The following is a 24,749-nucleotide window of genomic DNA, read 5'->3' on the forward strand; positions in this document are numbered from 1 at the left end:
GGTCAAAGATACTTGGTCACGATCTGCTTCGCCTTGGCGAAGCTGCTCATGTCGATTACGTCCTCGGCGTCAATCATGATGTCGAAGGCTTCCTCGATCGCGGCGATCAGTGCCATGTGCGCCACGGAATCCCAGTTCGGGAATTCCGAATAGCTGATGGCGTCGGTGATCAGGTCCGGTGTAGTGCCGAGGGCATCGGCGAAGGCGGAGCGGAGCTTTTCTTCCATGGAGCAGTCTGATGTGAAAGGTGGTAAACGTCCGGACAGGCCGAGGTGATTAGGTCGCGGCGCGCGATGCCTTGCGGCGCGCCGCAGCGACTACAAAGATCATTGCGGCGAAGAGCCCAGCAGCCGCGCCGCCGAGTGCCGTTACAGCGCGGCGCGGCTTGGATTTGTGATCGGGCACGAGCGCGGGATCGATGACCTGGATCAGGCTGCCTTCGCGGCTTTCGTCGCTCTTGGCCAGTTCGAACTGGCGCGCGAAGATCTCGAAGAGCGCCTCCTCATACTTAAAGTCACGGTACTTGGAGACGTAGCCGTCCTGCTGGCGAGAATCGCCGCTGCCGGCGGCCTCCGCCTTGGCGATCTGGCCCTCAAGCGCGGCCAGCGTAGCGCGTGCTCGCTGCACTTCAGCGGAAGTGTCGGAAAGCGTCGAGCGTAGTGTCCGCAAACGGACTTCGACAGCTGTTTGTTCGGCCCTGAGTCGTGCATATGCTTCGGCTGCAGCCTTAGGCTCAGACTTGAGGTCCCCAGCGCCGAATCCGCTGTTTTGCAAGGCTTGTTGCGCCTGCGTGAGGCGGTCGCGCGTCTGCTTGAGTTGGCCTTCGAAGAACACCCGGCGCTGCGCGGCTTCAGACAGTGCCAGACTGCTGGTCATGCGGCGCAGTTCCTCGATGTAGCGGTTCGCGATGGCGGCGGCGCGCTTCGGGTCGTGGTCGTCGACTTCGATGTAGATCAAGCCGTCCTTTTTGCCGGGCTGCATCCGGACGTTGTCATCTAGCCGCTGCCGAGCGACGGAGCGCAGCTTTGCGTCGTAGACGGCCATCAGCTGGAACTGATCAATGATGCGATCGCTCACCGTGGCGCTCTGCATGAGCGAAATGAACTGGTCGGTGGGGCTTTTGATCGCGCTACCGCTACCGGCCAGCGAGGCCAGCGCACCGAGCGACGCTAAAGCCGCGGATGCGCTGCTCTGCTGTTGCTGCGGCGGCAGGAAGCTTGCCTTCGCGGTAAAGGTAGGGGTGATCAGGTAGCTGACGCCAAGGGCCAAGCCACCTGCCAACACCGTGGCCGCAGCGAGCGTGCGCCATGAGCTGCCCAGGCGGGCGAGCAGGTCACGCAGGTCGTCGTCGCGCATCGTCATGGGACTGTTCAAGATGGGCACTCCGGAGTCAGTTCTTGATCGTTTGGAGTGCCGCAATCCCGAGGCCGAAGTTGGCCAGGATCTGTGTCCAGTCCTTCGCATCCTGGATGAATGTCGACTTGTTCATCTGTTCCGGAACAAAGACCGTGTCCCCTGGCAGCGCCTGTAGGTTCGCAAGATTTGAGCCGTAACCCAGCCAACCGCTGCCTGCCTGACGTGCGCTAACCACCGTTCCGTTGGCACGAATCACAAACGCGCCACTTGCATCGGCACCGCGCGTCGGACCTCCGGCGAGCTTCATGACGTCATCGACGGATGCGTCGTTCTGTAGCAGGAAACTACCCGCGTTGAACACGCTGCCAAACACGCCGACGGTCGTCGGTTTCGCTGGAATGAGCAGTCGATCGCCGTCCTCGACGGTGAGGGTGGGCAGTTGTCGAGCTTCGGGCTCGAGTTGCAGCACCACTCGACCGGTTGGGCGCACCGCTCTTAGTCGCGCCACGAGGCGCTCGGAACCAGCGGCACGTTGGGCGTTGCCTGCCGCCTCATCAGCGGTGGTGGCACGTTGCGTCGAGCTGTATTTGGTGAACTCCGTCTCCAGGTCCCGCAGCGCCCGGTCGTAGTTCTCCTGCTGCGACTGGCGCACGCTCTCTCGCGAGAAGTCCGTGCCGAAGACATAGGCCTGCGGCGTCAGGCCACCGGCGGCAGCGATCGCGTCCTGCAGCGTGCTCGTCGGCGGCAGCACATACTCGCCAGGACGGGCGACTTCGCCTTCCACCGTGACGCGCTTGTACTGCTTGGCCAGCGGCAGCGCCGTGTTGACGCTACTGAACACGCGTATCACGTCGCCGTTGGATGCAGCGACCTTCGCCTGCGCGGGCAACTGCAGCTCCCGCACGCGGCGGTCATTGCGATCGCTCAGCTGCTCGATCGAGATGCGCGAGCGGTCCGCCACCGCGCTGAAGCCACCGGCCATCGCGAGCACGTCGTCGATCGTCTCGCCGGGTTTCAGCTCGACGATGCTCTGCTTGTTCACGCTACCCAGCACCGCCACCTGCGGGCCGATCGGGCCGATGTGGATCACGTCCTCGGCCTGCAGCGCGCGGTCGCTGGCCTTGTCGCCCTTGAGCAGCAGGTCGTAGGCGTCGAAATTTGCGACGACCTGGCCGTTGCGGCGCAGTTCGATCTGGCGGAAGCTGCCGGCCGCCGACGGGCCGCCAGCGCGGATCAGGCCGTTGACGATCGTCGCCAGGCTGCTGACCGTATAGGCGCCGGGCTTCGCGGTGAAGCCGGTCACATAGACGCGGATCGTGCGCAGCTTGCCCAGCGAGGTGCTGACCTGGAAGTTCTTGAAGACCTGCGCGATGCGGGCGCGCACCACGTCGTTCAGGTCGCCGTAGCGCACGCCGGCGACCAGCACCGGACCGACGCGCGGGATCGTGACACGACCGGCGCGATCGACGGTGAGGCGCAGGTCGGCATCCACCGAGCCCCAGGCAGTGACCTGGATTTCGTCGCCGATGCCGATCAGGTAATCCGACGGCGCCTGGCGCGGCCCGTCGGTGTCCGAGCCCATGCGGGCGTCGAGCATCAGGTCGGCGCCAAGTCGACGCACGATGTTGTCGGTGGAAATCGTCGTGGACTTGCCCACCGCGCCGGTCTGCGTCTGCGTCACCATGCCGATTTCAGCAAGACCGGATTCGGAGCGGCGCAGTTGTTCCAGCGTCAGCGGATCCGTCAGGTCCAGGCCCAGCAGCTTGTTGACGTAGATCTCGAACTCGCCAGGCACGTACTTGGGCGCGCGCGCCACGGCCGACTGTGCCTGCTGCTGCTGTTGCTGCTGCTGCCCCGACGCGTCCTGCGTGCCGCGCGTCGCGGGGCTCAGCCGGACCGGGCCGCTGAGATCACTGCTGTTCTCGGAAGCAGTCTGGCCGCTTCCCATCGACTGCGCGATGGCGGGGCCCGCCATCAGACATGCCATCAACAGCGCCAGCGCGGGCTTCTGGAAAGTCTGGAGGGATCGAGTCATCGTCGACACCGGCGAAGAGGCGCGTTGGGCGCGAAGTTCCATGCGTGATCTCGTCTCTGAAATGGAGGGCCGCCCCGATGTGCCTTGTGACAAGGGGTGTCGGGGCGGCCAGCGCGGCATTCTATGGCAGCGCTGTTGCGCCAAAACCGCCCTTCGGGCTGAAGCCCCTCGTTACACTGCCGGCCATGTTGTATTTGCTCATCCCGTTCGCATTGGCGGCGGCGATCACGTTGTACGTCGTGCATTCGTCGACCGTGCACGGGCATCTGTCCGCCGATCACGACCTCTCCGGCCCCCAGAAATTCCATGCTCGCCCGGTGCCGCGCATTGGCGGCGTCGGCATCTTCGTCGGTCTGGTCGGCATGGTCGCCCTGGCCTGGTTCCTCAAGCATCCGCAGGCCAAGACCGGCGTGTTGCTTCTGCTGGCCGGCCTGCCCGCCTTCGGCGCGGGGCTGATCGAGGACTTCACCAAGAAGGTCTCCCCGCGCGAGCGTCTGATCGCCACGGCGATTTCCGCCGCGCTCGGCTGCTGGCTCCTGCAAGCCACGATCAACCGCACCGACATCCCCGGCCTGGACTTCATCGTTGGCACCACCGTGGGCGCGGTGCTGATCACCGTCTTCGTCGTCGCGGGCGTCGCCAACTCGGTCAACATCATCGACGGCTTCAACGGGCTGTCCTCGATGTGCGTCAGCCTGATGCTGCTGTCGCTGGCCTATGTCGCCTACCAGGTGGGCGATACCGAATTGGCGCTCTGGGCCCTCGCCGGCGTCGGCGCGATCCTCGGCTTCTTCGTCTGGAACTACCCCGCCGGTCTCATCTTCCTGGGCGACGGCGGCGCGTACTTCATGGGCTTCTATCTCGCGGAGATCGCCATCCTGCTGATCCACCGCCACCCGGAGGTCTCACCGCTGTTCGCGCTGATGGTGTGCATCTATCCGGTGTTCGAGACGGTCTTCTCCATTTACCGCCGCCGCTTCCTGCGCAACACCAGCCCCGGCGATCCCGATGGCATCCATCTGCACTCGCTGATCTATCGCCGCCTGATGCGCTGGGCGATTGGCGCACGCGATGCGCGCCTGATGACGCGCCGCAACTCGATGACCGCGCCTTACCTGTGGACGCTGTGCCTCTCCTCGCTGGCGCCGGCGCTGCTGTTCTGGGACTCCACCCCGGCGATCGCCGCCTGCATGGTGTTGTTCGGCGTCGCCTACGTCGCGCTGTACTGGCGCATCGTGCGTTTCCGCACCCCGAAGTGGATGGTGTTCCGGGGCGATCAGCGCAAGCTGACCGATCGCTCGGCGCCCTGATCCGGCAGGTCGATCCATCACGCGGCGACCCGCTTCATGCGGTGCTGCACGCGCCGGGATCGGTGGTTTCCCGGGGCTTTCGGGGGCTTGGAGGATAATCCGCGCCCATGACCGAATCCACCCCGACGCCAAGCCCCCGTTTCGACACGCTGCCGCTGGACCCCAAGCTGCTGCGTGCCGTGGCCGACCAGGGCTACGCGACGATGACGCCCATCCAGGCCAAGGCGATCCCGATCGTCCTGTCCGGCAAAGACGTGATGGGCGCCGCTCAGACCGGCACTGGCAAGACCGCCGCGTTCTCGATTCCGCTGCTGCAGCGCATGCTCAAGCACGAGAACGCCTCGATGTCGCCCGCCCGCCATCCGGTGCGCGCCCTGGTGCTGGCCCCGACCCGCGAGCTGGCCGACCAGGTCGCCAACAACGTCAAGGCCTACGCCAAGCACACGCAGCTGCGTGTGGCCTGCGTCTTCGGCGGCATCGACATGAAGCCCCAGACGCTGCAGCTCAAGGCCGGCGTCGAGGTGCTGATCGCCACGCCCGGCCGTCTGCTGGACCACATCGAAGCCAAGAACGCGGTGCTCAACCACGTCGAGTACGTGGTGCTCGACGAGGCGGACCGCATGCTGGACATCGGCTTCCTGCCCGATCTGCAGCGCATCCTGAGCTACCTGCCCAAGACGCGCCAGACGCTGCTGTTCTCGGCGACCTTCTCGCCCGAGATCAAGAAGCTCGCGCAAAGCTACCTGCAGGAGCCGGAGCTGGTCGAGGTCGCGCGGCCGAACGCCACGGCCTCCACCGTCGAGCAGCGCTTCTTCAGCGTCGACGACGACGACAAGCGCGCCGCGATCAAGCAGCTGCTGCGCCAGCGCGAGATCACGCAGTCGATCGTGTTCGTGAACTCCAAGTTGGGCGCGGCGCGCCTGGCTCGCGCCTTCGAGCGTGACGGCCTGAAGACCGCCGCGCTGCACGGCGACAAGTCGCAGGACGAGCGCCTGAAGTCGCTGGAAGCCTTCAAGCGGGGTGAGGTCGAGCTGCTGGTGGCCACCGACGTCGCCGCCCGCGGCCTGGACATCGCCGACCTGCCGGCCGTCTTCAACTTCGACGTGCCGTTCAACGCCGAGGACTATGTGCACCGCATTGGCCGCACCGGCCGCGCCGGCGCCTCCGGCCTGGCCTTCACGCTGGTCACCAAGGCCGACGCCCGCCTGGTTGGCGAGATCGAGAAGCTGATCAAGCGCAAGCTGGACCTGGAGCCGATCGAGCTGGAAGGCGAGCGCCGCCGTTTCGAGCGCAGCGACCGCGGCGATCGGGGCGAGCGTTCCGACCGGGGCGAGCGGGGTGGTGATCGCGAGGATCGTGGCGAGCGCCGCGACTATCGCCGCGAGCGCGAGGACCGCCGCGACGAGGCCTACGGCTCGCACGCCTCGGCGCCGCGCGCGCCGCAGCGGCAGGCCTACGATCCGCTGTTCGACAAGCCTTACGAGGTCAGCGAACGCGCCGAGGCGCCGTCCTGGGAGAAGGGTGGTGCGCAGGCGCCGCGCAGCGGTCTGTCGGCCAACATCAAGCCGAAGAAGAAGGTGGCGGCGCTGTTCGGCGCCAAGAAGCCGCCGGTCACCGCGGACAGCGAGTCCTGAGCGTCGAGCGGGCCGAGGCTGCGGCTGAGGTTCCGCTCCCCTGAATGAAGAAGGCCGGACCGCCGCGAGGCGTCCGGCCTTCGTTCATGGCGCTCGTAGTCAGCGCACGCCGAGGATCGAGAACACCGCCGGCACCTTGTCGGCCAGCGCCCTCGGCGTCTTGCGCCATTGCGCCACCGTGGCCGTGTGGGTCCAGGCGTCCTTCAGGCTCAGGCCGCAGCTGACCGAGAGCGCGGTCGTCGGCTTCAGCGTCGCCAGCAGCGCCTGCAGCAACGCGCCGTTGCGATAGGGCGTCTCGATCATCAACTGGGTCTGCTGGTCCCGGGCGGAGGCCGCCTCCAACGCCTTGATGCGGGTCGCGCGCTCCGCCGCGTCGACCGGCAGGTAACCGACGAAGGCGAAGCTCTGGCCATTCAGGCCGCTGGCCGCGACCGCCATCAGCAGCGAGCTGGGGCCTGTCAGCGGAACGACCTCCACGCCGGCGGCGTGTGCGGCCGCGACCAGGCGCGCGCCGGGATCCGCCACCGCCGGCATGCCGGCCTCGGAAATCAGTCCCAGGTCGTGGCCATCCAGCGCCGGTTGCAGCAGCGCCGCCCAGGCCTTGTCCTCGGCGGCGGCGCCGGCCGCGGCGGTCGCCGCCGGAGCACGACCCTTCGGCGGGCGGGGCAGTTCGTCGATCCGTTGCTCCTGCAGCGGCACCGAGAGCGGATGGATCGCGCCGACGCGCTTGAGGAAGGCCCGCGTGGTCTTGGCGTTCTCCGCCGCCCAGTGGGTGATGGCGGCGGCGCGGGCGAGCACCGCGTCGGGGAGGACTTCGCGCAGGTCGACCTCCTGGCCGTCCATGCCGAAATCGAGGGTGTTGGGAACGAGGAAGAGGCGGCCGCGGGTCATCGGATGTTGGCAGTCAAGGTCGGAGAAGCGGGCGGTTCAGGCCAGTTGGCCCAGCACGTCGAGGCCGCCCTGGCGGAGCAGCGCGGCGGTGCGGATCAGCGGCAGGCCGATCAGCGCGGTGGGGTCGTCGGATTCGATCGCCTCGAGCAGCGCGATCCCCAGCCCTTCGGCCTTGGCGCTGCCGGCGCAGTCATACGGCTGCTCGGCGCGGAGGTAGCGCTCGATGTCGGCGTCGCTCAGGTCGCGGAAGCGCACGCGCACCGCCGCGAGGTCCTCGCCGACGAAGCCGGTCGCCGCGCAGACCACCGCGAGCGCGGTCTGGAACACCACGGTGCGGCCGCGCATCGCGCGCAGCTGCTGGATCGCCCGTTCGTGGGTGCCGGGTTTGCCGATCGGCTGGCCGTCCAGGTCGGCGACCTGGTCGGAGCCGATCACCAGCGCCTGGGGGAAGCGGGCCGCCACGGCCTGCGCCTTGGCCAGCGCCAGCCGGCGCGCGAGCGCCTCGGGCGATTCGCCGGGGCGAGGCGTCTCGTCGACCTCCGGTGCCGCGGTCTCGAAGGGCAGTCGCAGGCGCTCCAGCAGCTCGCGCCGATAGCGGGAGGTGGAACCCAGGATCAGCGGGCGGGGAAGGGCAGTCATGGGGCGGGATTCTCCCACCCGGGCGAAGCCGGCTCGTACACTTGCGCCCCATGAAACCGCGTTCGTTCGATCCCCTGAAGCTCGATGTCGAGGCCTTCGCCCGGGAGGGCGCCTCGCTCGAGGGCGAGTGGCCCGCCACCAGTCTCCCGCGCCTGGCCGAGTCGGCCGCGCCCGAGTCCGATCCGGCCCACTGGCCGCCCGTCCGGTGGTCCACCCGGGGCGAAACCCGCACCCCGAAGGGCGGCGAGCCGCAGATCTGGCTCGAGCTCGGCGCCGAGGCGCAGGTCGCGCTGACCTGCCAGCGCTGCCTGAAGCCGGTGCGCGAGGACCTGGCGGTGTCGCGCTGGTTCCGCTTCGTCAAGGACGAGGACATGGCCGCGGAACTGGACATGGACTCGGACGACGACGTGCTCGCGCTGGCGCGCCACCTCAACCTGCGCGAGCTGGTCGAGGACGAGTTGCTGCTCGAGCTGCCGGTGGTGCCGCGTCACGACGAGTGCCCGGAGCCGCTGCCGCACGCCAATGTCGAGGAGGACGAGGCGCCTGAAGAGGAGCGTCCGAACCCGTTCGCCGCGCTGGCCGCGCTGAAGAAGGGCGGCGGCAAGGCTTGAGGTCGGCGGCGGGCCCATGGCGCCGGCCGGCGCCGCGACCTTGTGCCCGCGTGCGGTGCCGATCGTGCAAGGAGTTCACCGCGTGGATTGCCGTCCAGATGCCCGCTGTGCTATAGTTTCCGGCTTTCCCGGTTCGAAATGGCCGCTCATGTGGGCGGCCCGCCGGGACCGAGGCGTCGGTAGCGGAGCATCCTCGTGGGATCCGCGGCACAGCTCGAGTTCTCTCGAGAGCCCGAGCAAGCCTCGAACCACCGAAGCCAGCCGAAGCCTTTAGGAGAATCAATCATGGCCGTTCAGCAAAACAAGAAGTCCCCGTCGAAGCGTGGCATGCACCGCTCGCACAACGCCCTGGGCACCCCGGGCACCGCGATCGAGCCGACCACCGGTGAAGTGCATCTGCGCCACCACATCAGCCCCAACGGCTTCTATCGTGGCCGCAAGGTGCTGAAGACCAAGGCCGACGCCGCCTGATCGACGCGATCAGCCGGTCAGGAAGCCGCCGCACGGCGCCTTCCGCCTGGTCCTCACGACAAGAAGAAAGCCCGGTTCAGCGCCTCGCGTTGCCGGGCTTTCGCATTTTCGTTGATTCCCGTAGCTCTCCGTCGACTTCTGTCGACTTCCGTCGATCTCCGTCGTCTTTCCGTCCCCACCGCGCGTGCCTGGAATGCCCCGGGCGCGTGAGCCGGATGGGTCCGGCTGTCGCGCACGCTTCTTGCGAGGTCGCTACAGTCGCACCTTCGACCGGTGATTCTTCTCAGGTTTCGATGACCGCAATTCCCGCCACCCGCTCATCGCCCTCCGCCGAGCCGCTTCGTCTGGCGGTGGATTGCATGGGCGGCGATCACGGCCCCGCCGTGACGCTTCCCGCCTGCCGGGCCTTCCTCGCCGCGCATCCGCAAGCGGAGCTGCTGCTGGTCGGCCTGCCCGAGGCGCTCCAGGAAGCGGCCGCCTGGCCGCGCGTGCGCATCGTCCCCGCCAGCGAGGTCGTCAGCATGGAGGATCCGATCGAGGTCGCGCTGCGCCGCAAGAAGGACTCGTCGATGCGGGTGGCGATCTCGCAGCTCAAGCCGGGCAAGGACGGGACGCCGGCGCTCGCGCAGGCCTGTGTCTCCGCCGGCAACACCGGCGCGCTGATGGCGGTCGCCAAGTACCTGCTCAAGACGCTCGAAGGCATCGACCGGCCGGCGATCGCCACGGTGATGCCCAACCAGGTCGGCGGCTTCACCACCGTGCTGGACCTCGGCGCCAACGTCGACTGCGGCCCGGAGCACCTGCTGCAGTTCGCCGTCATGGGCAGCGCGCTGGTGTCGGCGGTGGACGGCAAGGAGAACCCGAGCGTCGGCCTGCTGAACATCGGCGAGGAAATGATCAAGGGCAACGAGACCATCAAGCGCGCCGGCGAACTGCTGCGCGAGGTCGCCGCCCATGACCAGCTCAACTTCCACGGCAATGTCGAGGGCAACGACATCTTCAAGGGCACGACCGATGTCGTCGTCTGCGACGGATTCGTCGGCAATGTCGCGCTCAAGACCGCCGAGGGGCTGGCCAGCATGATCTCCAGCTTCATCAAGGCGGAGTTCACCCGCAGCGCCTGGACCAAGCTGATCGCGCTGCTGGCGATGCCGGTGCTGCAGCGCTTCAAGAACCGCGTCGACCACCGCCGCTTCAACGGCGCGGCGCTGCTGGGCCTGCGCGGACTGGTCTTCAAGAGCCACGGCTCGGCCGATGCCTTCGCTTTCGAGCAGGCCTTGAACCGGGCGTATGATGCGGCCCGCAACCGGCTCCTAGACCGGGTTCACGATCGCATCGTCGCGACGCTGCAGGCGCTCCCCGCGCCGGCCAATGAGGAGGGCGTCGATGCTGGAGACAAGGCGGCCGCCGCCGCCCACGCTGCATGACCACTGCTTCCAAGCGCCATACCCGCATCCTCGGCACCGGCAGCTACCTGCCCGCCAACCGCGTCACCAACGCGGCCCTCGCGGAACGCCTCGCCCGCGACGGGATCGAGACCTCCCATGAATGGATCGTCGAGCGGACCGGCATCCACGCCCGTCACTTCGCCGACCCGCAAGTCACCGCCAGCGATCTCGCCCTGCCCGCGTCGCTCGCGGCGCTCGAATCGGCCGGCGTCCACGCCGACGAGATCGACCTGATCATCGTCGCCACGTCCACGCCGGACATGGTCTTCCCGTCCACCGCCTGCCTGCTGCAGCAGAAGCTCGGCATCCATGGCTGCGCCGCCTTCGACGTGCAGGCCGTGTGCTCCGGCTTCGTCTACGCGCTGACCGTTGCCGACGCGATGATCAAGAGCGGCGCCGCGACCAAGGCGCTGGTGGTCGGCGCGGAAGTGTTCTCGCGCATCCTCGACTTCAAGGACCGCACCACCTGCGTGCTGTTCGGCGACGGCGCCGGAGCGGTGGTCGTGGGCGCCAGCGACGAGCCCGGCATCCTCGCCAGCGAGCTCCATGCCGACGGCCGCCATGCCGACATCCTCTGCACCCCCGGCACCGTGTCCGGCGGCGAAGTGCTCGGCCATCCGCTGCTGAAGATGGACGGCCAGGCGGTGTTCAAGCTGGCGGTGGGCGTGCTCGAGAAGGTGGCCCGTTCGGTCCTGGACAAGGCCGGCCGCACCGATGCGGACATCGATTGGCTGATCCCCCATCAGGCCAACATCCGGATCATGCAGGGCACCGCCAAGAAGCTGAAGATGTCGCTGGACAAGCTGATCGTGACCGTCGACGAACACGGCAACACCTCGGCCGCCTCGATCCCGCTGGCTTTCGACGTCGCGGTGCGCGCCGGCAAGATCAAGCGCGGCGACACGGTGATGCTGGAAGGCGTCGGCGGCGGCTTCACCTGGGGTGCGGTGCTGCTGGATTACTGATGCCTGCTTGACGCCGGCTCGTCCGGCCTTTCGACGTGTCGCCTTGAACCAGGCGGCGCCCGCCGCCTCCGCGACTGCGTCGATGCGCGACGCATGCGGTGACGGTGCGGGTGTCGCCCTCCTCCGGGCCGTCGCCCGCGCCGCTCCCTCCCGATTCGTTAGCTTCAGATTCCAACCGCCATGAGCAAGAACTTCGCATTCGTCTTCCCCGGCCAGGGCTCGCAATCGGTGGGCATGCTGGACGCCTGGGGCGATCACCCGGAAGTCGTCCGCACGCTGGCCGAGGCCTCCGCCGCGCTGGGCGAGGACATCGGCGCGCTGATCAAGAACGGTCCCAAGGAACAACTGGACCTGACGACCAACACGCAGCCGGTGATGCTGACCGCCGGTGTCGCCAACTACCGCGCCTGGATCGCCGAGACCGGCCTGGTGCCGTCGGCGGCCGCCGGCCACTCGCTGGGCGAGTACACGGCGCTGGTCGCCGCCGGTGCGCTGAGTCTGTCCGACGCGCTGCCGCTGGTGCGCTTCCGCGCGCAGGCAATGCAGGAGGCGGTGCCGGTGGGCACCGGCGCGATGTCCGCCATCCTGGGCCTGGACGCAGCCACGGTGCGCCAGGTCTGCCAACAGGTCGCCGCAGAATCGAGCGAGGTCGTCGAGGCGGTCAACTTCAACGACCCGAAGCAGACGGTGATCGCCGGCTCGAAGGCGGGCGTGGAGAAGGCCAATGAGGCGCTCAAGGCCGCGGGCGCCAAGCGCGCGCTGCCGCTGCCGGTGTCCGCGCCCTTCCACTCCAGCCTGATGAAGCCGGCTGCCGACCGCCTGCGCGAGAAGCTGGCCGCGGTCGCCTTCCAGCCAGCCGCCTTCCCGGTGATCAACAACATCGACGTCGCCGTGACCGACGACGTCGAGGCGCTGCGCGACGCGCTCTTCCGCCAGGCCTTCGGTCCGGTGCGCTGGGTCGAGGTGGTGCAGGCGCTCAAGGCGCGTGGCCTGACCACCGTCATCGAATGCGGCCCCGGCAAGGTGCTGGCCGGCATGGCCAAGCGCATCGATGCCGAACTGGCCAGCGCCACGGTGCTCGACCCCGCCTCGCTGGCCGAAGCCAAGGCGCTGCTGGCCTGAAGCCTGAATTCCCCTCCCTGAATCCCTCCGAGGTTCCCCATGTCCGATAACAAGCAAGTGGCCCTGGTGACCGGTGCCAGCCGCGGCATCGGCCGCGCGATCGCGCTGACGCTGGCCCAGAAGGGCTACGTGGTGATCGGCACCGCGACCAGCGAGTCCGGCGCGCAGGCCATCACCGAGGCGCTGGCGCCGCACGGCGGCCGCGGCGCGGTGCTCAACGTCAATGACGGCGCGGCCGTCGATGCGCTGATCGACACGATCGTCAAGCAGGACGGCGGCATCCAGGTGCTGGTCAACAACGCCGGCATCACCAAGGACATGCTCGCCATGCGCCTCAAGGACGAGGACTGGGACGCCGTCCTGGACACCAACCTGAAGGCCGTCTTCCGGGCCAGTCGCGCGGTGATGCGGCCGATGATGAAGCAGCGCTACGGTCGCATCATCAACATCACCTCGGTGGTGGGCGCCTCCGGCAACGCCGGGCAGGCCAACTACGCGGCCGCCAAGGCCGGCGTGGCGGGCATGACGCGTGCCCTCGCACGGGAACTGGGCAGCCGCTCGATCACGGTGAACTGCGTCGCCCCCGGCTTCATCGCCACCGACATGACCGACGTGCTGCCGGAGGCGCAGAAGACCGCGCTGCTGGCGCAGATTCCCGCGGGCCGCCTGGGCGACCCGGCCGAGATCGCACATGCGGTGGCGTTCCTGGCGTCGCCCGAGGCGGGCTACATCACAGGCGTCGAGCTGCATGTCAACGGCGGCATGTACATGAATTGAGGTGGAAGCCGCCCCTCGCGGGCGGGCCACCCACCGGATTCACCCGGCCGGTGTGGGGCTGATAGAGTGCGAGCGCGCGCCGTATCCCTCGAGGAAGGCGCGCCTCGGGAGGTCCGAACTAGGGGCGCCACTCTAAGGCCTTAGAATCCCGGGTTGTTCTAGCAAACCCCTCCTGGAGGAGTCATGAGCGATATCGAAGCACGTGTCAAGAAAATCATCGCCGAGCAACTCGGCGTGCCCGAAGCCGATGTGACCAATGAAAAGGCCTTCGTCGCCGATCTGGGCGCTGATTCTCTGGACACCGTGGAACTGGTGATGGCCCTCGAAGACGAGTTCGGCATCGAGATCCCGGACGAAGAGGCCGAGAAGATCACCACCGTTCAACTGGCGATCGACTACGCGGTCAAGCACCAGAAGGCGTAAGCAAGCAGCATGAGCCGTCGTCGCGTCGTCGTCACCGGTCTCGGCCTGATCTCGCCCGTGGGCAACACGGTCGAGCAGGGCTGGGCCAACATCGTGGCCGGTCGGTCCGGCATCGACACCATCACCCGTTTCGATGCCAGCCCCCTGGCCTGCCATTTCGCTGGCGAGGTCAAGGACTTCAAGGTGGATGACTACATCCCCGCGAAGGAAGCCCGGCACATGGACACGTTCATCCATTACGGGCTGGCGGCCTCGCTGCAGGCGATCCAGGACTCGGGTCTGCCCACCGGCGACGCGTTGAGCCCCGAACTGGCTGAACGCATCGGCGTGCTGGTCGGCTCGGGCATCGGCGGCCTGCCGATGATCGAGGAAACCCACGCGGAACTGACCAATCGCGGCCCGCGCCGCATCAGTCCGTTCTTCGTGCCGGCCTCGATCATCAACATGATCTCCGGCCACGTCTCGATCAAGTGCGGGTTCAAGGGCCCGAACCTGGCGATCGTGACGGCGTGCACGACGGGGCTGCACAGCATCGGACAGGCCGGCCGAATGATCGAGGCGGGCGACGCCGACGTCATGGTCGCTGGCGGTTCGGAATCGACGGTGTCCCCGCTGGGCGTCGGCGGTTTCGCCGCGGCCCGTGCGCTGTCCACCCGCAATGACGACCCGAAGACCGCGTCCCGCCCCTGGGACAAGGACCGCGACGGCTTCGTGCTGGGCGAGGGCGCCGGCGTGCTGGTGCTCGAGGAATACGAGCACGCCAAGAAGCGCGGCGCCAAGATCTACGCGGAACTGGTCGGCTTCGGCATGAGCGCCGACGCGTACCACATGACCGCACCCGACGTGGATGGCCCGACGCGCTCGATGCGCAACGCGCTGCGCAACGCGGGCCTGAACGCGGACCAGATCCAGTACATGAACGCGCACGGCACGTCCACGCCGCTGGGCGATGCCAACGAAACCAACGCGATCAAGCAGGCCTTCGGCGCCTACGCGAAGAGCGGCCTGGTGGTGTCGTCGACGAAGTCGATGACCGGCCACCTGCTGGGCGGCGCTGGCGGCATCGAGTCGGTGTTCACCGTCAAGGCGATCCACGACCAGGTCGCTCCGCCGACGATCAACATCTTCAACCAGGACCCGGAGTGCGACCTGGACTACTGCGCCAATGAGGCGCGGAAGATGCCGATCGAGTACGCCGCGAAGAACAACTTCGGCTTCGGCGGCACGAACGGCACGCTGATCTTCAAGCGGGTCTGATCCAGGACCCACGACACGGACGGCGACCGATGACGCCGAACCGATCGACACCACGCCGGGCTGCCGCCCGGCGTTTTTCATTGCCGCGCGACCTGCGGTGGGAGCGCCTGCAGCGCGCCGTGCTGTCGGCCGGTGTCACCGCTGCCGTCGTCGCGGTGCTGCGGCAGGCGGGCCTCTTCGCGGAGGCTTCCGACCTCGGCATGCTGCTGGGTCCTGTGGGCGTCGCACTCGCGGCCGCCTCACTGCCGGTCCGCGCACGGCCTGTGGACGTCCTGCGCTGGGACGGCGCGCAATGGTGGTGGCAGCAGGCGGGCGAGCCGCTTGCCGTCACGCCGGACGTCTTCATCGACATCGAACGGTGGATGCTGCTGCGGCTGAACCCTGCAGTCGAGGTCGCCGGCGTCCCCCGCCGAGGCCGGCAGCCGGTGCGCTGGATTGCCGCCTCGCGCGGGGCGCTCGGCGGGCAATGGACGCCGCTGCGGCTTCACCTGTTCCTCGCTCGAGGCTGACGCCTGCCTGTTTTGAAATGCGGGCATGATGTGAGCCTTTCGACCCTGCATCGCCACCTGCGAGTGTTCATGCCCAATTCCGATCGTTCCCGCTCCCCTCGACGTCTTGTCTTGGCGATCGCCGGCGCCGCCCTGATGGGCGGGTCGCTGGGCGTCTGCGCACAGACCACGACGAAGCCCGCGCCCGCCGCTGCCGTGCCGGTCGCCGCGCCCGACCTGACGCGCGCGCTGCCCGACTTCAGCGCCCTGGTGGAGCAGGCGGGGCCGGCCGTCGTCAATATCCGGACGTCGGAGAAGGTCAAGGTCGCGAACGCGCAGGTCGATGAACAGATGCGCGAACTGCTGCGCCGCTTCGGCATTCCGGTGCCGCCGCAGCGCCGCGCGCCTCCCGGGGCCAACCCGCCGCCGGCTCCCGCGCCGGACGACGATGAGGACGACGACGCGCCGCAGCGTCGCGGCCTCGGGTCGGGCTTCGTGATCGGCGCCGACGGCTTCGTGATGACCAATGCGCATGTCGTCGATGACGCCGATGAGGTGATGGTCACGCTGACCGACAAGCGCGAGTTCAAGGCCAAGGTCGTGGGCCTGGACCGCCGCACCGACGTCGCCGTGCTGAAGATCGAGGCGAGCAACCTGCCGCTGCTGCGGATGGGGGATGTCGGCAAGCTCAAGGTCGGCGAATGGGTCATGGCCATCGGCTCGCCCTTCGGCTTCGACAACACGGTGACGGCCGGCATCGTCAGCGCCAAGGCGCGCGACACCGGCGATCTGCTGCCGCTGATCCAGACCGACGTCGCCATCAACCCGGGCAACTCCGGCGGTCCGCTGCTGAACCTGCGCGGCGAGGTGGTGGGCATCAACTCGCAGATCTATAGCCAGTCGGGCGGGTTCATGGGGATCTCGTTCGCGATCCCGATCGACGAGGCGATGCGCGTGGCCGATCAGCTGCGCGCCAGCGGGCGCGTGACGCGCGGCATGCTGGGCGTGTATCCGGACGACGTCAGCAAGGAAGTCGCCGAAGCCATTGGCTTGGGCAAGCCGCAGGGGGCGTTGATCAGCCGCATCACGCCTGCCGGCCCCGGCGAGAAGGCCGGCCTCCAACTGGGCGACGTGATCACCAAGTTCGACGGGAAGACGGTCGAGAAGGCGGTCGACCTGCGCCGGCTCGCCGCCGCGACCAAACCCGGCACCAAGGTGCCGCTGCAGGTGTTCCGCCGCGGCGCCTACAAGGACCTCGTCGCGACGCTTGACGCGCTGCCGGACGACCGCACGCCGGCCGCGCCGGATGCCGAAGCACCGGCTGCCACCGGCGCGCAAGCCTGGGGCCTGACCGTCAGCGAACTCAGCGAGGCGCAGCGCAAGGAACTGAAGGTGGACGGCGGCCTGCGCATCGACACGGCCGAGGGGCCGGCGGCACGCGCCGGGCTGAAGGCCGGCGACGTGATCCTCTCCGCCAACAATGCCGAGGTGAAGACCGTCAAGCAATTCCAGGCAGCGCTGGCGAAGGTAGAAAAGGGCAAGTCGCTGCAGATGCTCGTCCGCCGGGGCGAGGTCGCCACCTACGTGGTCCTCAAGCCGGGCAAGGGGTGAGCGCTGCATCGTCAACCCAGCGCCGGCCTGGGGCTTTCCGTAATACGGAATGCTCGGCCGGCGATTCGTGACCTGCGATACGCCTTGGCGTCGGTTGGTGCTTGCTCACCGCTGTGACCAAGACGAGGCATTGGTGCCTCGCTCCGCTACAATCCGGCCGCGTTCGGGCAGCTTTGTCGCTGTTCCGACGGTGAATCGGAAGGCTCCTTTTTGATGGGCTCAGCGATCCACAGGATGCCCCCAAGTTTTGTGGATAACCTGTGCACAAAATCGCTGTTGGCGACGGGCAACGCGCGAGAAGCTCGCATCCATGCGGTTTCCAGGGCGGGGCTTTTGGCTACAATGAAAGCCCAACAAGCAGTTGCCATACGTTTTGTTGGAAGGCGCGTCACCGTTTCGACGTGCCTTTTTTTTATGTCCCGTTCAGGTCCTGAGAAGGACCGTGCAACACCGCCCGACCGACCGTCCGCAGCGTCGTCTCAGCGTGCCCCGCTCGAGGGTCGCTGGCGTGGCGGGCGAGTTCGCGGTCTCCGTCCGAGTCCATGAACCACATCCGCAATTTCTCGATCATTGCCCACATCGACCACGGCAAGAGCACGCTGGCCGACCGGATCATCCAGCGCTGCGGAGGTCTGTCCGACCGGGAGATGGAAGCGCAGGTGCTGGACTCGATGGACATCGAGCGCGAGCGCGGCATCACCATCAAGGCCCAGACCGCCGCGCTGCAATACAAGGCGCGCGACGGGCAGGTCTACAACCTGAACCTGATCGACACCCCCGGGCACGTGGACTTCTCCTATGAGGTGAGCCGCTCGCTGTCCGCCTGCGAGGGTGCGCTGCTGGTGGTGGACGCGAGCCAGGGCGTCGAGGCCCAGACGGTGGCGAACTGCTACACCGCGCTGGAACTGGGCGTCGAGGTGATTCCGGTCCTGAACAAGATGGACCTGCCGCAGGCCAATCCGGACGGTGCCAAGGCGGAGATCGAGGACGTCATCGGCATCGACGCGACGGACGCGATCCCCTGCTCGGCCAAGACCGGGATGGGCATCGACGACATCCTCGAGGCCGTCATCGCCCGCATGCCGCCGCCCAAGGGCGTGGTCGAGGCGCCGCTGCGCGCCATGATCATCGACTCGTGGTTCGACAACTACGTCGGTGTCGTGATGCTGGTGCGGGTCGTCGACGGCACGCTGAAGAAGGGCGAGCGCATCCGGATGATGGCGACCAATGCCGTCTACCCGGCCGAGCACCTGGGCGTGTTCACACCGAAGTCGGAGAACCGGGACCAGCTCAGCGCCGGCCAGGTGGGCTTCATCATTGCCGGCATCAAGGAACTGGCCGCGGCGAAGGTGGGCGACACCATCACGCTGGAAAAGAAGCTGCCCAACAACCTCGGCCCCGCCGCCGAGGCGCTGCCCGGCTTCAAGGAGATCCAGCCGCAGGTCTTCGCCGGCCTGTATCCGACCGAGGCGAGCGAGTACGACCAGCTCCGCGACGCGCTGGAGAAGCTCAAGCTGAACGACGCCTCGCTGCGCTTCGAGCCGGAAGTCTCCCAGGCGCTGGGCTTCGGTTTCCGTTGCGGCTTCCTGGGACTGCTGCACATGGAGATCGTGCAGGAGCGGCTGGAGCGCGAATTCGACCAGGACCTGATCACCACCGCGCCGAGCGTGGTGTACGAGGTCCAGCTGGGCGACGGCGAGGTGATCGAGGTCGAGAACCCGTCCAAGATGCCCGAGCAGAGCAAGATCGGCGAGATCCGCGAGCCGATCGTGACGGTCCACCTGTACATGCCGCAGGAATACGTCGGCCCGGTGATGACGCTGGCCAACCAGAAGCGCGGCGTGCAGCTGAACATGGCCTATCACGGCCGCCAGGTCATGCTGACCTACGAGATCCCGCTGGCGGAGATCGTGCTGGACTTCTTCGACAAGCTGAAGTCGGTCTCGCGCGGCTATGCGTCGATGGACTACGAGTTCAAGGAGTACCGCGCCTCGGACGTGGTCAAGGTCGACATGCTGATCAACGGCGACCGCATCGATGCGCTGTCGCTGATCGTGCACCGCTCGCAGTCCCAGTTCCGCGGTCGCCAGGTCGCGGCCAAGATGCGCGAGATCATCCCGCGCCAGATGTACGACGTGGCGATCCAGGCGGCGATCGGCGCCAACATCATCTCGCGCGAGAACATCAAGGCGCTGCGCAAGAACGTGCTGGCAAAATGCTACGGCGGTGACATCACCCGCAAGCGCAAGCTGCTGGAGAAGCAGAAGGCCGGCAAGAAGCGCATGAAGCAAATCGGTTCGGTGGAGGTGCCGCAAGAAGCCTTCCTGGCCATCCTCCAAGTCGAAGAATGAAAGCCATGAGCGCACTGACCGGGCTGCTGTACGCCGCCCTGATCGCCTACCTGGGCGGCTGGTACACGGGCTACTGGAACGGCAACTTCTCGCTGCTGCTGTTGATCCTGACGACGGTGACGCTGGCCTACTGGCTGGCCGAGCGCTTCCACTTCGAGCCGGCGCGCCGTCGCGCGGCGGTCCGTCTCGGCGAGAGCGACGCGGCGCGTCGCGCCTCACTGGCCGCGCAGGGCATCCAGCGCGTCGACGGCGACGTCGAAGGCGCCCGCGAGGAACTGCTGCGCCAGCCCTGGTGGCTGGACTGGACCGCCGGCCTGTTCCCGGTGATCCTGATCGTGTTCCTGCTGCGCTCGTTCATGTTCGAGCCGTTCAAGATCCCTTCGGGCTCGATGGTGCCGACGCTGCTGATCGGCGACCTGATCCTGGTGAACAAGTACCACTACGGCATCCGGCTGCCGGTGATCAACAAGAAGATCATCAGCAACAACGATGTCCAGCGTGGCGACGTGGTGGTGTTCCGCTTCCCGCAGAACCCGAGCGTCGACTACATCAAGCGCGCCGTCGGCCTGCCCGGCGACGAGATCGCCTACCTGAACCAGAAGCTGTACCTCAACGGCAAGCTGGTCGAGACCGTCTCGCAAGGCGAGTACTTCGACGAGGATCCGGGCTCGATGCGCTTCCGTCCGCGCTTCACCGAGAAGCTGGGCGCGGTCGAGCACCAGATCCTGGTCGCCCCGGTAGCGCCCGGCGTCATCCGGAAGCAGTACGACTTCCCGTACAGCGAGAACTGCACCTACACCGCCGAGGGGGTGACCTGCAAGGTGCCGGCCGGCCATTACTTCATGATGGGCGACAACCGCGACAACTCCCAGGATTCCCGCTTCTGGGGATTCGTGCCGGATGAGAACATCGTCGGCCGCGCCTTCGTGGTGTGGATGAACTTCGGCAACCTGAAGCGCATCGGCAGCATCCGCTGAGGCGGCGCCTGCGACGATCGACTACTCTGTACCAACGACTATTTGCGGAGCGACGCGTGATGAGGGCACGGAAGATTCAACGAGGCATCAGCCTGCTGGGACTGCTGTTCTGGGCGGTGATCATTGGCGGTGGGTCGGTGATCCTGCTGCGCGTGGTGCCGACCGTGATGGAGTACTACACGATCCAGCGCGCGATCGACAAGATCGCCAAGGATGGTCCGTCCACCGTGGCGGCGGCGCGTGACTCGTTCGAACGCACCAAGCAGATCGAATACTCGATCGTCAGCATCGAGCCCAAGGACCTGAACATCACCAAGGTCGACGACAAGGTGAAGATCACCTTCGCGTACGACAAGGAAGTGCCCCTGTTCGGCCCGGCCTTCCTGCTGATCAAGTACAAAGGCGAGTCGCACTGACCCGCCCGCAAGGCCTTTCGCCCATGACCCCGCAAGCGCTCGACGCCCTCCAGCAACGCCTCGGCTACCGCTTCACCCAAGCGGGATTGCTGCAGCGCGCGTTGACGCACCGCAGCTTCGGCCAGCAGCACAACGAGCGGCTGGAGTTCCTTGGCGACGCGGTGCTGAACCTGGCGGTGTCCGCGCTGCTGTACGAGCGTTTCGCCGGCTCGGACGAAGGTGACCTGACGCGCATCCGCGCGCACCTGGTGCGCGAGGACAGCCTGCATCGCCTCGCGCTGCAACTGCAGATGCCGGAAGCGCTGCGGATGAGCGAAGGCGAAGCCCGCGGCGGTGGCGGCCAGCGGCCGTCCATCCTGGCCGACGCGCTGGAAGCGGTCATTGGCGCCGCCTTCCAGGACGGCGGCTACGAGGCCGCGCGCGAGATCGTCCGACGCCTGCTGGGCGAGACGATCGCCGCCAGCGGCATCGACCAATGGGCCAAGGACGCCAAGACCGCGCTGCAGGAATGGCTGCAGGCGCGCAAGCTGGCGGTGCCGGCCTACCGCATCGTCGAGACGCGGGGCCAGGCGCATGCGCAGACCTTCACCGTCGAGTGCGAAGTGGCCGCGCTGACGCTGTCGCGTCGCGGCGAAGGCCGCTCGCGCCGGATCGCCGAGCAGGAGGCGGCCCGGCAGGTGCTCGATGAACTGCTCGCCGGCGACCGGCCGGGCACCGGCCTGCGCGACTGACGCGGAGCCCGCGATGAACGCACCGAGACCCCCGAGGACGCCGACGGCGGCGTCCTCGTCCGATGGCCTTCCGGATTCCGCTCCCGGCTCCGCTCCCGATTCCCCTCCGGACGCCCCGTCCGCATCGCTGCCGGCCGCCACGGCCGGCGCTCCAGTTCCCAAGGACCCCGCTCTGAACGCCCCGCACGCCCTCGACACCCCGCTGGACCCCAATGCCGACATCGCCCCCGAAGGCGGCGACGACCGGGACGAGGACCTCGACGAGGACGGGTTGCCCGAGGTGCAGGGCGGCATCGGGGCGCCGCCGTACGAAGGCGACCAGCGCTGCGGCCTGATCGCCATCGTCGGTCGGCCCAACGTCGGCAAGTCCACGCTGCTGAATGCGCTGGTCGGACAGAAGGTCTCGATCACCTCGAAGAAGGCGCAGACGACGCGCCATCGCATCACCGGCGTGCGCACCGTCGACGAGGCGCAGTTCGTCTTCGTCGACACGCCCGGCTTCCAGACCAAGCACAGCACCGCGCTGAACCGCAACCTGAACCGCACGGTGCAGGGTGTGCTGGCGGACGTGGACCTGGTGCTGTTCGTCGTCGAGGCGGGCCGCTTCGGCCTGGATGACGCCAAGGTGCTGTCGCTGCTGCCGCAGGACAAGCCGGTCGTGCTGATCGCCAACAAGCTGGACGCGGTGCATCGCCGCGCCGAGCTGATGCCTTGGCTCAAGAGCATGCAGGAGCGCCGCAACTTCAGCGAGTTCGTGCCGTTGTCGGCCAAGAAGGATGCCGATGTCCAGCGCCTGTTCCAGATCCTGAAGCCCTACCTCCCGAACCAGGAATGGTTCTACGAGGAGGACGCGCTGACCGACCGCAGCGAGAAGTTCCTGGCCGCCGAGATGATCCGCGAAAAGCTCTTCCGCCTGACCGGCGACGAGCTGCCCTATGAGGCGACGGTGATCATCGACCGCTGGGAGGAAGAGGGGAACCTGAGGCGCATCGCCGCGACCATCGTCGTCGAGCGCGACGCCCAGAAGGGCATGGTCATCGGGCAGGGCGGGGAGCGCCTGAAGCGCATCGGCTCCGAGGCCCGCCAGGAGCTCGAGACGCTGATGGACGCGCGCGTGTTCCTGGAGCTGTGGGTCAAGGTCCGGTCCGGCTGGGCCGACAGCGAAGAGCACCTCAGAAGCTACGGCTACGAGTGAGCCCATGGCCCCACGCGCCCCGAAGCCGCCCGCCACGCAGGCGGCTTTTGTCTTGCACCACTACGACTGGAGCGAGACCAGCCTGGTGCTGGACCTGTTCTCCCGCGAGCATGGCCGGCTGGCGGTCGTCGCGAAAGGCGCCAAGCGGCCGTATTCCCAGCTGAGATCGGTGCTGCTGCCCTTCCTGCGCCTGCAGGTGACACTGTCCCGGCCGTCGAAGATGAACGAGGACGGCGCGGCCGAGGTGCAATCGCTGCGCGGCGCGGAATGGGTGGGGGGGCAGACGCTGCCCAGTGGCGCGGCGCTGTTCAGCGGTTATTACGTCAACGAGCTGCTGCTGAAGTTCCTGCCGCGGCAGGACGCGCAGCCGGGCCTGTTCGATGCCTATGCGGCGCTGCTGCCCCGCCTGGCGTCGGTGGACGATGCGCAGGCGGCACTGCGCGCCTTCGAGTTGACGCTGCTGGCGACCTGCGGCCTGCTGCCCGACCTGAGCGTGCTGGCCACGACGCAGGCGCCGCTCGATCCGGAGCGGCCCTACATGCTGGCGCCGGAGTCCGGCGTGATCGTGCCGACGCACGACGCGCCGCAGCTCACCGGCATGGCCTTCATCCAACTCCAGGCGGCCCTGCTGCATGGCAGCCAGGCGGCACTGCAGCAGGCCTGCGAGGGTGCCGGGCCGGCCTTGAAGCCGCTGCTGCGCGCGTTGCTTCACTATCATCTGGGCCATCGTCCTCTGCGGACGCGGCAGGTGCTGCTCGACGTCCAGAAGCTGCTCACATGAATCCGTTGATCGCTCCCGAATCCGGTCGCCACGACGCGCGTTGCGCGCTCTCGGTCAATGTCAACAAGGTCGCGCTGCTGCGCAACACGCGGCACCTGGGCATCCCCAGCGTGACGCGCGCGGCGCAGCTGTGCCTGGAGGCCGGCGCGCAAGGCATCACGGTGCATCCGCGGCCCGACGAGCGCCACATCCGCGCGCACGATGTGCGCGAGCTCGCCGCGCTGATGAAGGCCTGGCCGCAAGCGGAATACAACATCGAGGGCAACCCGACGCAGAACCTGATGGACTTCATCCGCGAGGTCCGTCCCCACCAGGCGACCTTCGTTCCCGACAGCGAGGACCAGTTCACCTCCGACCATGGCTGGAACCTGCCGGCCGACACCGAGCGGCTGCGTCCGCTGATCGCCGAATGCCGGTCGCTCGGCGTGCGGGTGAGCCTGTTCATGGACCCGGTGCCCGAAGCGATGGCCCATGTGGCGGCGCTGGGCGCCGAACGCATCGAGCTCTACACCGAGACCTGGGCGAGCGCCTTCGGCACGCCGCGCGAGGCGGAGGTGGTGGCCGGCTTCGCCGCCGCGGCACGCGCGGCACTGGCGCAGGGGCTGGGCATCAACGCGGGCCACGACCTGAACCGCGACAACCTGACGCGCTTCCTGCGCGAGGTGCCGGGCGTGGCGGAGGTGTCGATCGGCCATGCGCTGATCGCGGACGCGCTGGAACTCGGCTATGCCGAGACCGTGCGCGACTACCAGCGCTGCATCCAGCGCGCCTACGTCTGATTGCATTTGCGCACGCAAGCACCACGCAGCGGGCACGAGACGCGCACCGGGCGCGCATGAAAGGGTCGCGATGATCTACGGCATCGGCACGGACGTCTGCGACATCCGGCGCATCCGGAGCACCTTCGCACGGCGCGGGGAGCGCTTCGCCGAGAAGGTGCTGGGCCCGCACGAGATCGAGGTGTTCCGCGAGCGGTATGCCAAGGTCGAGGCGCGGGGCATCGCCTACCTGGCGACGCGCTTCTCCGCCAAGGAGGCCTTCTCGAAGGCGATCGGCCTGGGCATGCGCATGCCGATGACCTGGCGCGCCTGTGAGATCGTCAAGGCCCGCAGCGGCAAGCCGGAGATCCGGCTGCACGACGACCTGGCCGACTGGTTCGAGGCCAAGGGCCTGAGAGCCCATGTCAGCGTCAGCGACGAGACGGACTACGCCACGGCGTTCGTCGTCGTCGAGACGCGGGACTGAGCCACGGGCCCGAGA

At 67.7% G+C, this 24,749-nt stretch carries 25 protein-coding genes; 20 read left to right on the plus strand and 5 right to left on the minus strand.

Going from position 1 to position 24,749, the window contains the following annotated elements; translation table 11 throughout:
• Positions 1 to 2 precede the first annotated feature (2 nt).
• The 3 genes from CS062_RS01110 to CS062_RS01120 are packed head-to-tail and all read right to left on the minus strand — an operon-like array spanning position 3 to position 3,391.
• Positions 3 to 227 carry an acyl carrier protein gene (locus CS062_RS01110; RefSeq protein WP_099859635.1) on the minus strand — a complete coding sequence of 75 codons (225 nt, stop codon included), beginning with the start codon at positions 225 to 227 and terminating at the stop codon, positions 3 to 5.
• A gap of 49 nt (positions 228 to 276) precedes the next feature.
• Complete coding sequence (locus CS062_RS01115) at positions 277 to 1,374, minus strand: Wzz/FepE/Etk N-terminal domain-containing protein (protein WP_233217854.1); 1,098 nt, start codon at positions 1,372 to 1,374, stop codon at positions 277 to 279.
• A 16-nt stretch (positions 1,375 to 1,390) separates the two neighbouring features.
• Positions 1,391 to 3,391 carry an SLBB domain-containing protein gene (locus CS062_RS01120; RefSeq protein ID WP_233217855.1) on the minus strand — a complete coding sequence of 667 codons (2,001 nt, stop codon included), beginning with the start codon at positions 3,389 to 3,391 and terminating at the stop codon, positions 1,391 to 1,393.
• A gap of 185 nt (positions 3,392 to 3,576) precedes the next feature.
• On the opposite strand from CS062_RS01120, the gene CS062_RS01125 reads away from it, so the two are divergent.
• Together CS062_RS01125 and CS062_RS01130 are read left to right on the plus strand one after the other, a co-directional pair.
• Positions 3,577 to 4,701: an MraY family glycosyltransferase gene (locus tag CS062_RS01125; protein WP_099859638.1), complete on the plus strand. Its 1,125-nt coding sequence runs from the start codon at positions 3,577 to 3,579 to the stop codon at positions 4,699 to 4,701.
• A gap of 107 nt (positions 4,702 to 4,808) precedes the next feature.
• Positions 4,809 to 6,335: a DEAD/DEAH box helicase gene (locus CS062_RS01130; RefSeq protein ID WP_099859639.1), complete on the plus strand. Its 1,527-nt coding sequence runs from the start codon at positions 4,809 to 4,811 to the stop codon at positions 6,333 to 6,335.
• A 99-nt stretch (positions 6,336 to 6,434) separates the two neighbouring features.
• Here CS062_RS01130 and CS062_RS01135 read toward each other — a convergent pair whose 3' ends face one another.
• On the minus strand, positions 6,435 to 7,226 hold the full coding sequence (locus CS062_RS01135) for an SAM-dependent methyltransferase (RefSeq protein ID WP_099859640.1): 792 nt from the start codon (positions 7,224 to 7,226) through the stop codon (positions 6,435 to 6,437).
• A 36-nt stretch (positions 7,227 to 7,262) separates the two neighbouring features.
• Positions 7,263 to 7,865, minus strand: coding sequence for a Maf family nucleotide pyrophosphatase (locus CS062_RS01140; protein ID WP_099859641.1), 603 nt, complete (start codon positions 7,863 to 7,865; stop codon positions 7,263 to 7,265).
• A gap of 50 nt (positions 7,866 to 7,915) precedes the next feature.
• On the opposite strand from CS062_RS01140, the gene CS062_RS01145 reads away from it, so the two are divergent.
• The 18 genes from CS062_RS01145 to acpS all read left to right on the plus strand — a co-directional run bounded on the left by CS062_RS01145 (position 7,916) and on the right by acpS (position 24,734).
• Positions 7,916 to 8,476 carry a YceD family protein gene (locus CS062_RS01145; RefSeq protein WP_099859642.1) on the plus strand — a complete coding sequence of 187 codons (561 nt, stop codon included), beginning with the start codon at positions 7,916 to 7,918 and terminating at the stop codon, positions 8,474 to 8,476.
• Between the two features lie 285 nt (positions 8,477 to 8,761).
• On the plus strand, positions 8,762 to 8,947 hold the full coding sequence (gene rpmF / locus CS062_RS01150) for a 50S ribosomal protein L32 (protein WP_091726670.1): 186 nt from the start codon (positions 8,762 to 8,764) through the stop codon (positions 8,945 to 8,947).
• A gap of 293 nt (positions 8,948 to 9,240) precedes the next feature.
• On the plus strand, positions 9,241 to 10,374 hold the full coding sequence (gene plsX / locus CS062_RS01155; RefSeq protein WP_199174142.1) for a phosphate acyltransferase PlsX: 1,134 nt from the start codon (positions 9,241 to 9,243) through the stop codon (positions 10,372 to 10,374).
• Entirely contained in the window at positions 10,371 to 11,360 is a 990-nt protein-coding gene (locus CS062_RS01160) for a beta-ketoacyl-ACP synthase III (protein WP_099859644.1), read from the plus strand. Before plsX ends, CS062_RS01160 begins: the two co-directional genes overlap by 4 nt.
• A 180-nt stretch (positions 11,361 to 11,540) precedes the next feature.
• Positions 11,541 to 12,482: an ACP S-malonyltransferase gene (gene fabD / locus CS062_RS01165; protein WP_099859645.1), complete on the plus strand. Its 942-nt coding sequence runs from the start codon at positions 11,541 to 11,543 to the stop codon at positions 12,480 to 12,482.
• Positions 12,483 to 12,521: 39 nt separating this feature from the next.
• Entirely contained in the window at positions 12,522 to 13,259 is a 738-nt protein-coding gene (fabG, locus tag CS062_RS01170; protein WP_099859646.1) for a 3-oxoacyl-ACP reductase FabG, read from the plus strand.
• Positions 13,260 to 13,442: 183 nt separating this feature from the next.
• Positions 13,443 to 13,682 (plus strand): acyl carrier protein, encoded by a 240-nt coding sequence (acpP, locus tag CS062_RS01175; RefSeq protein WP_058936430.1) that lies wholly within the window; start codon positions 13,443 to 13,445, stop codon positions 13,680 to 13,682.
• A gap of 9 nt (positions 13,683 to 13,691) precedes the next feature.
• Positions 13,692 to 14,939, plus strand: a complete 1,248-nt coding sequence (fabF, locus tag CS062_RS01180; protein WP_099859647.1) for a beta-ketoacyl-ACP synthase II — start codon at positions 13,692 to 13,694, stop codon at positions 14,937 to 14,939.
• A gap of 29 nt (positions 14,940 to 14,968) precedes the next feature.
• Positions 14,969 to 15,448, plus strand: coding sequence for a hypothetical protein (locus CS062_RS01185; RefSeq protein ID WP_143742218.1), 480 nt, complete (start codon positions 14,969 to 14,971; stop codon positions 15,446 to 15,448).
• Between the two features lie 135 nt (positions 15,449 to 15,583).
• Positions 15,584 to 17,038: a DegQ family serine endoprotease gene (locus CS062_RS01190; RefSeq protein WP_099859677.1), complete on the plus strand. Its 1,455-nt coding sequence runs from the start codon at positions 15,584 to 15,586 to the stop codon at positions 17,036 to 17,038.
• Positions 17,039 to 17,580: 542 nt separating this feature from the next.
• On the plus strand, positions 17,581 to 19,389 hold the full coding sequence (lepA, locus tag CS062_RS01195; protein WP_091726633.1) for a translation elongation factor 4: 1,809 nt from the start codon (positions 17,581 to 17,583) through the stop codon (positions 19,387 to 19,389).
• A complete protein-coding gene (gene lepB, locus CS062_RS01200) occupies positions 19,386 to 20,366 on the plus strand; it encodes a signal peptidase I (RefSeq protein WP_099859649.1) in 981 nt (326 codons plus the stop codon). The genes lepA and lepB overlap by 4 nt, the downstream gene beginning before the upstream one ends.
• 59 nt (positions 20,367 to 20,425) lie before the next feature.
• Positions 20,426 to 20,782, plus strand: a complete 357-nt coding sequence (locus tag CS062_RS01205) for a DUF4845 domain-containing protein (protein WP_099859650.1) — start codon at positions 20,426 to 20,428, stop codon at positions 20,780 to 20,782.
• A 23-nt stretch (positions 20,783 to 20,805) separates the two neighbouring features.
• Positions 20,806 to 21,513: a ribonuclease III gene (gene rnc, locus CS062_RS01210; protein WP_091726622.1), complete on the plus strand. Its 708-nt coding sequence runs from the start codon at positions 20,806 to 20,808 to the stop codon at positions 21,511 to 21,513.
• 271 nt (positions 21,514 to 21,784) lie between these two features.
• Complete coding sequence (era, locus tag CS062_RS01215; protein WP_233217856.1) at positions 21,785 to 22,708, plus strand: GTPase Era; 924 nt, start codon at positions 21,785 to 21,787, stop codon at positions 22,706 to 22,708.
• Positions 22,709 to 22,712: 4 nt separating this feature from the next.
• Complete coding sequence (gene recO / locus CS062_RS01220; protein WP_099859651.1) at positions 22,713 to 23,489, plus strand: DNA repair protein RecO; 777 nt, start codon at positions 22,713 to 22,715, stop codon at positions 23,487 to 23,489.
• Entirely contained in the window at positions 23,486 to 24,268 is a 783-nt protein-coding gene (locus CS062_RS01225) for a pyridoxine 5'-phosphate synthase (RefSeq protein WP_099859652.1), read from the plus strand. The genes recO and CS062_RS01225 overlap by 4 nt, the downstream gene beginning before the upstream one ends.
• A 70-nt stretch (positions 24,269 to 24,338) precedes the next feature.
• Complete coding sequence (gene acpS, locus CS062_RS01230; protein ID WP_099859653.1) at positions 24,339 to 24,734, plus strand: holo-ACP synthase; 396 nt, start codon at positions 24,339 to 24,341, stop codon at positions 24,732 to 24,734.
• Positions 24,735 to 24,749 lie beyond the last annotated feature (15 nt).

The organism is Roseateles chitinivorans, assembly GCF_002761755.1.
GTDB classification, from domain to species: Bacteria; Pseudomonadota; Gammaproteobacteria; order Burkholderiales; family Burkholderiaceae_C; genus Roseateles; species Roseateles chitinivorans.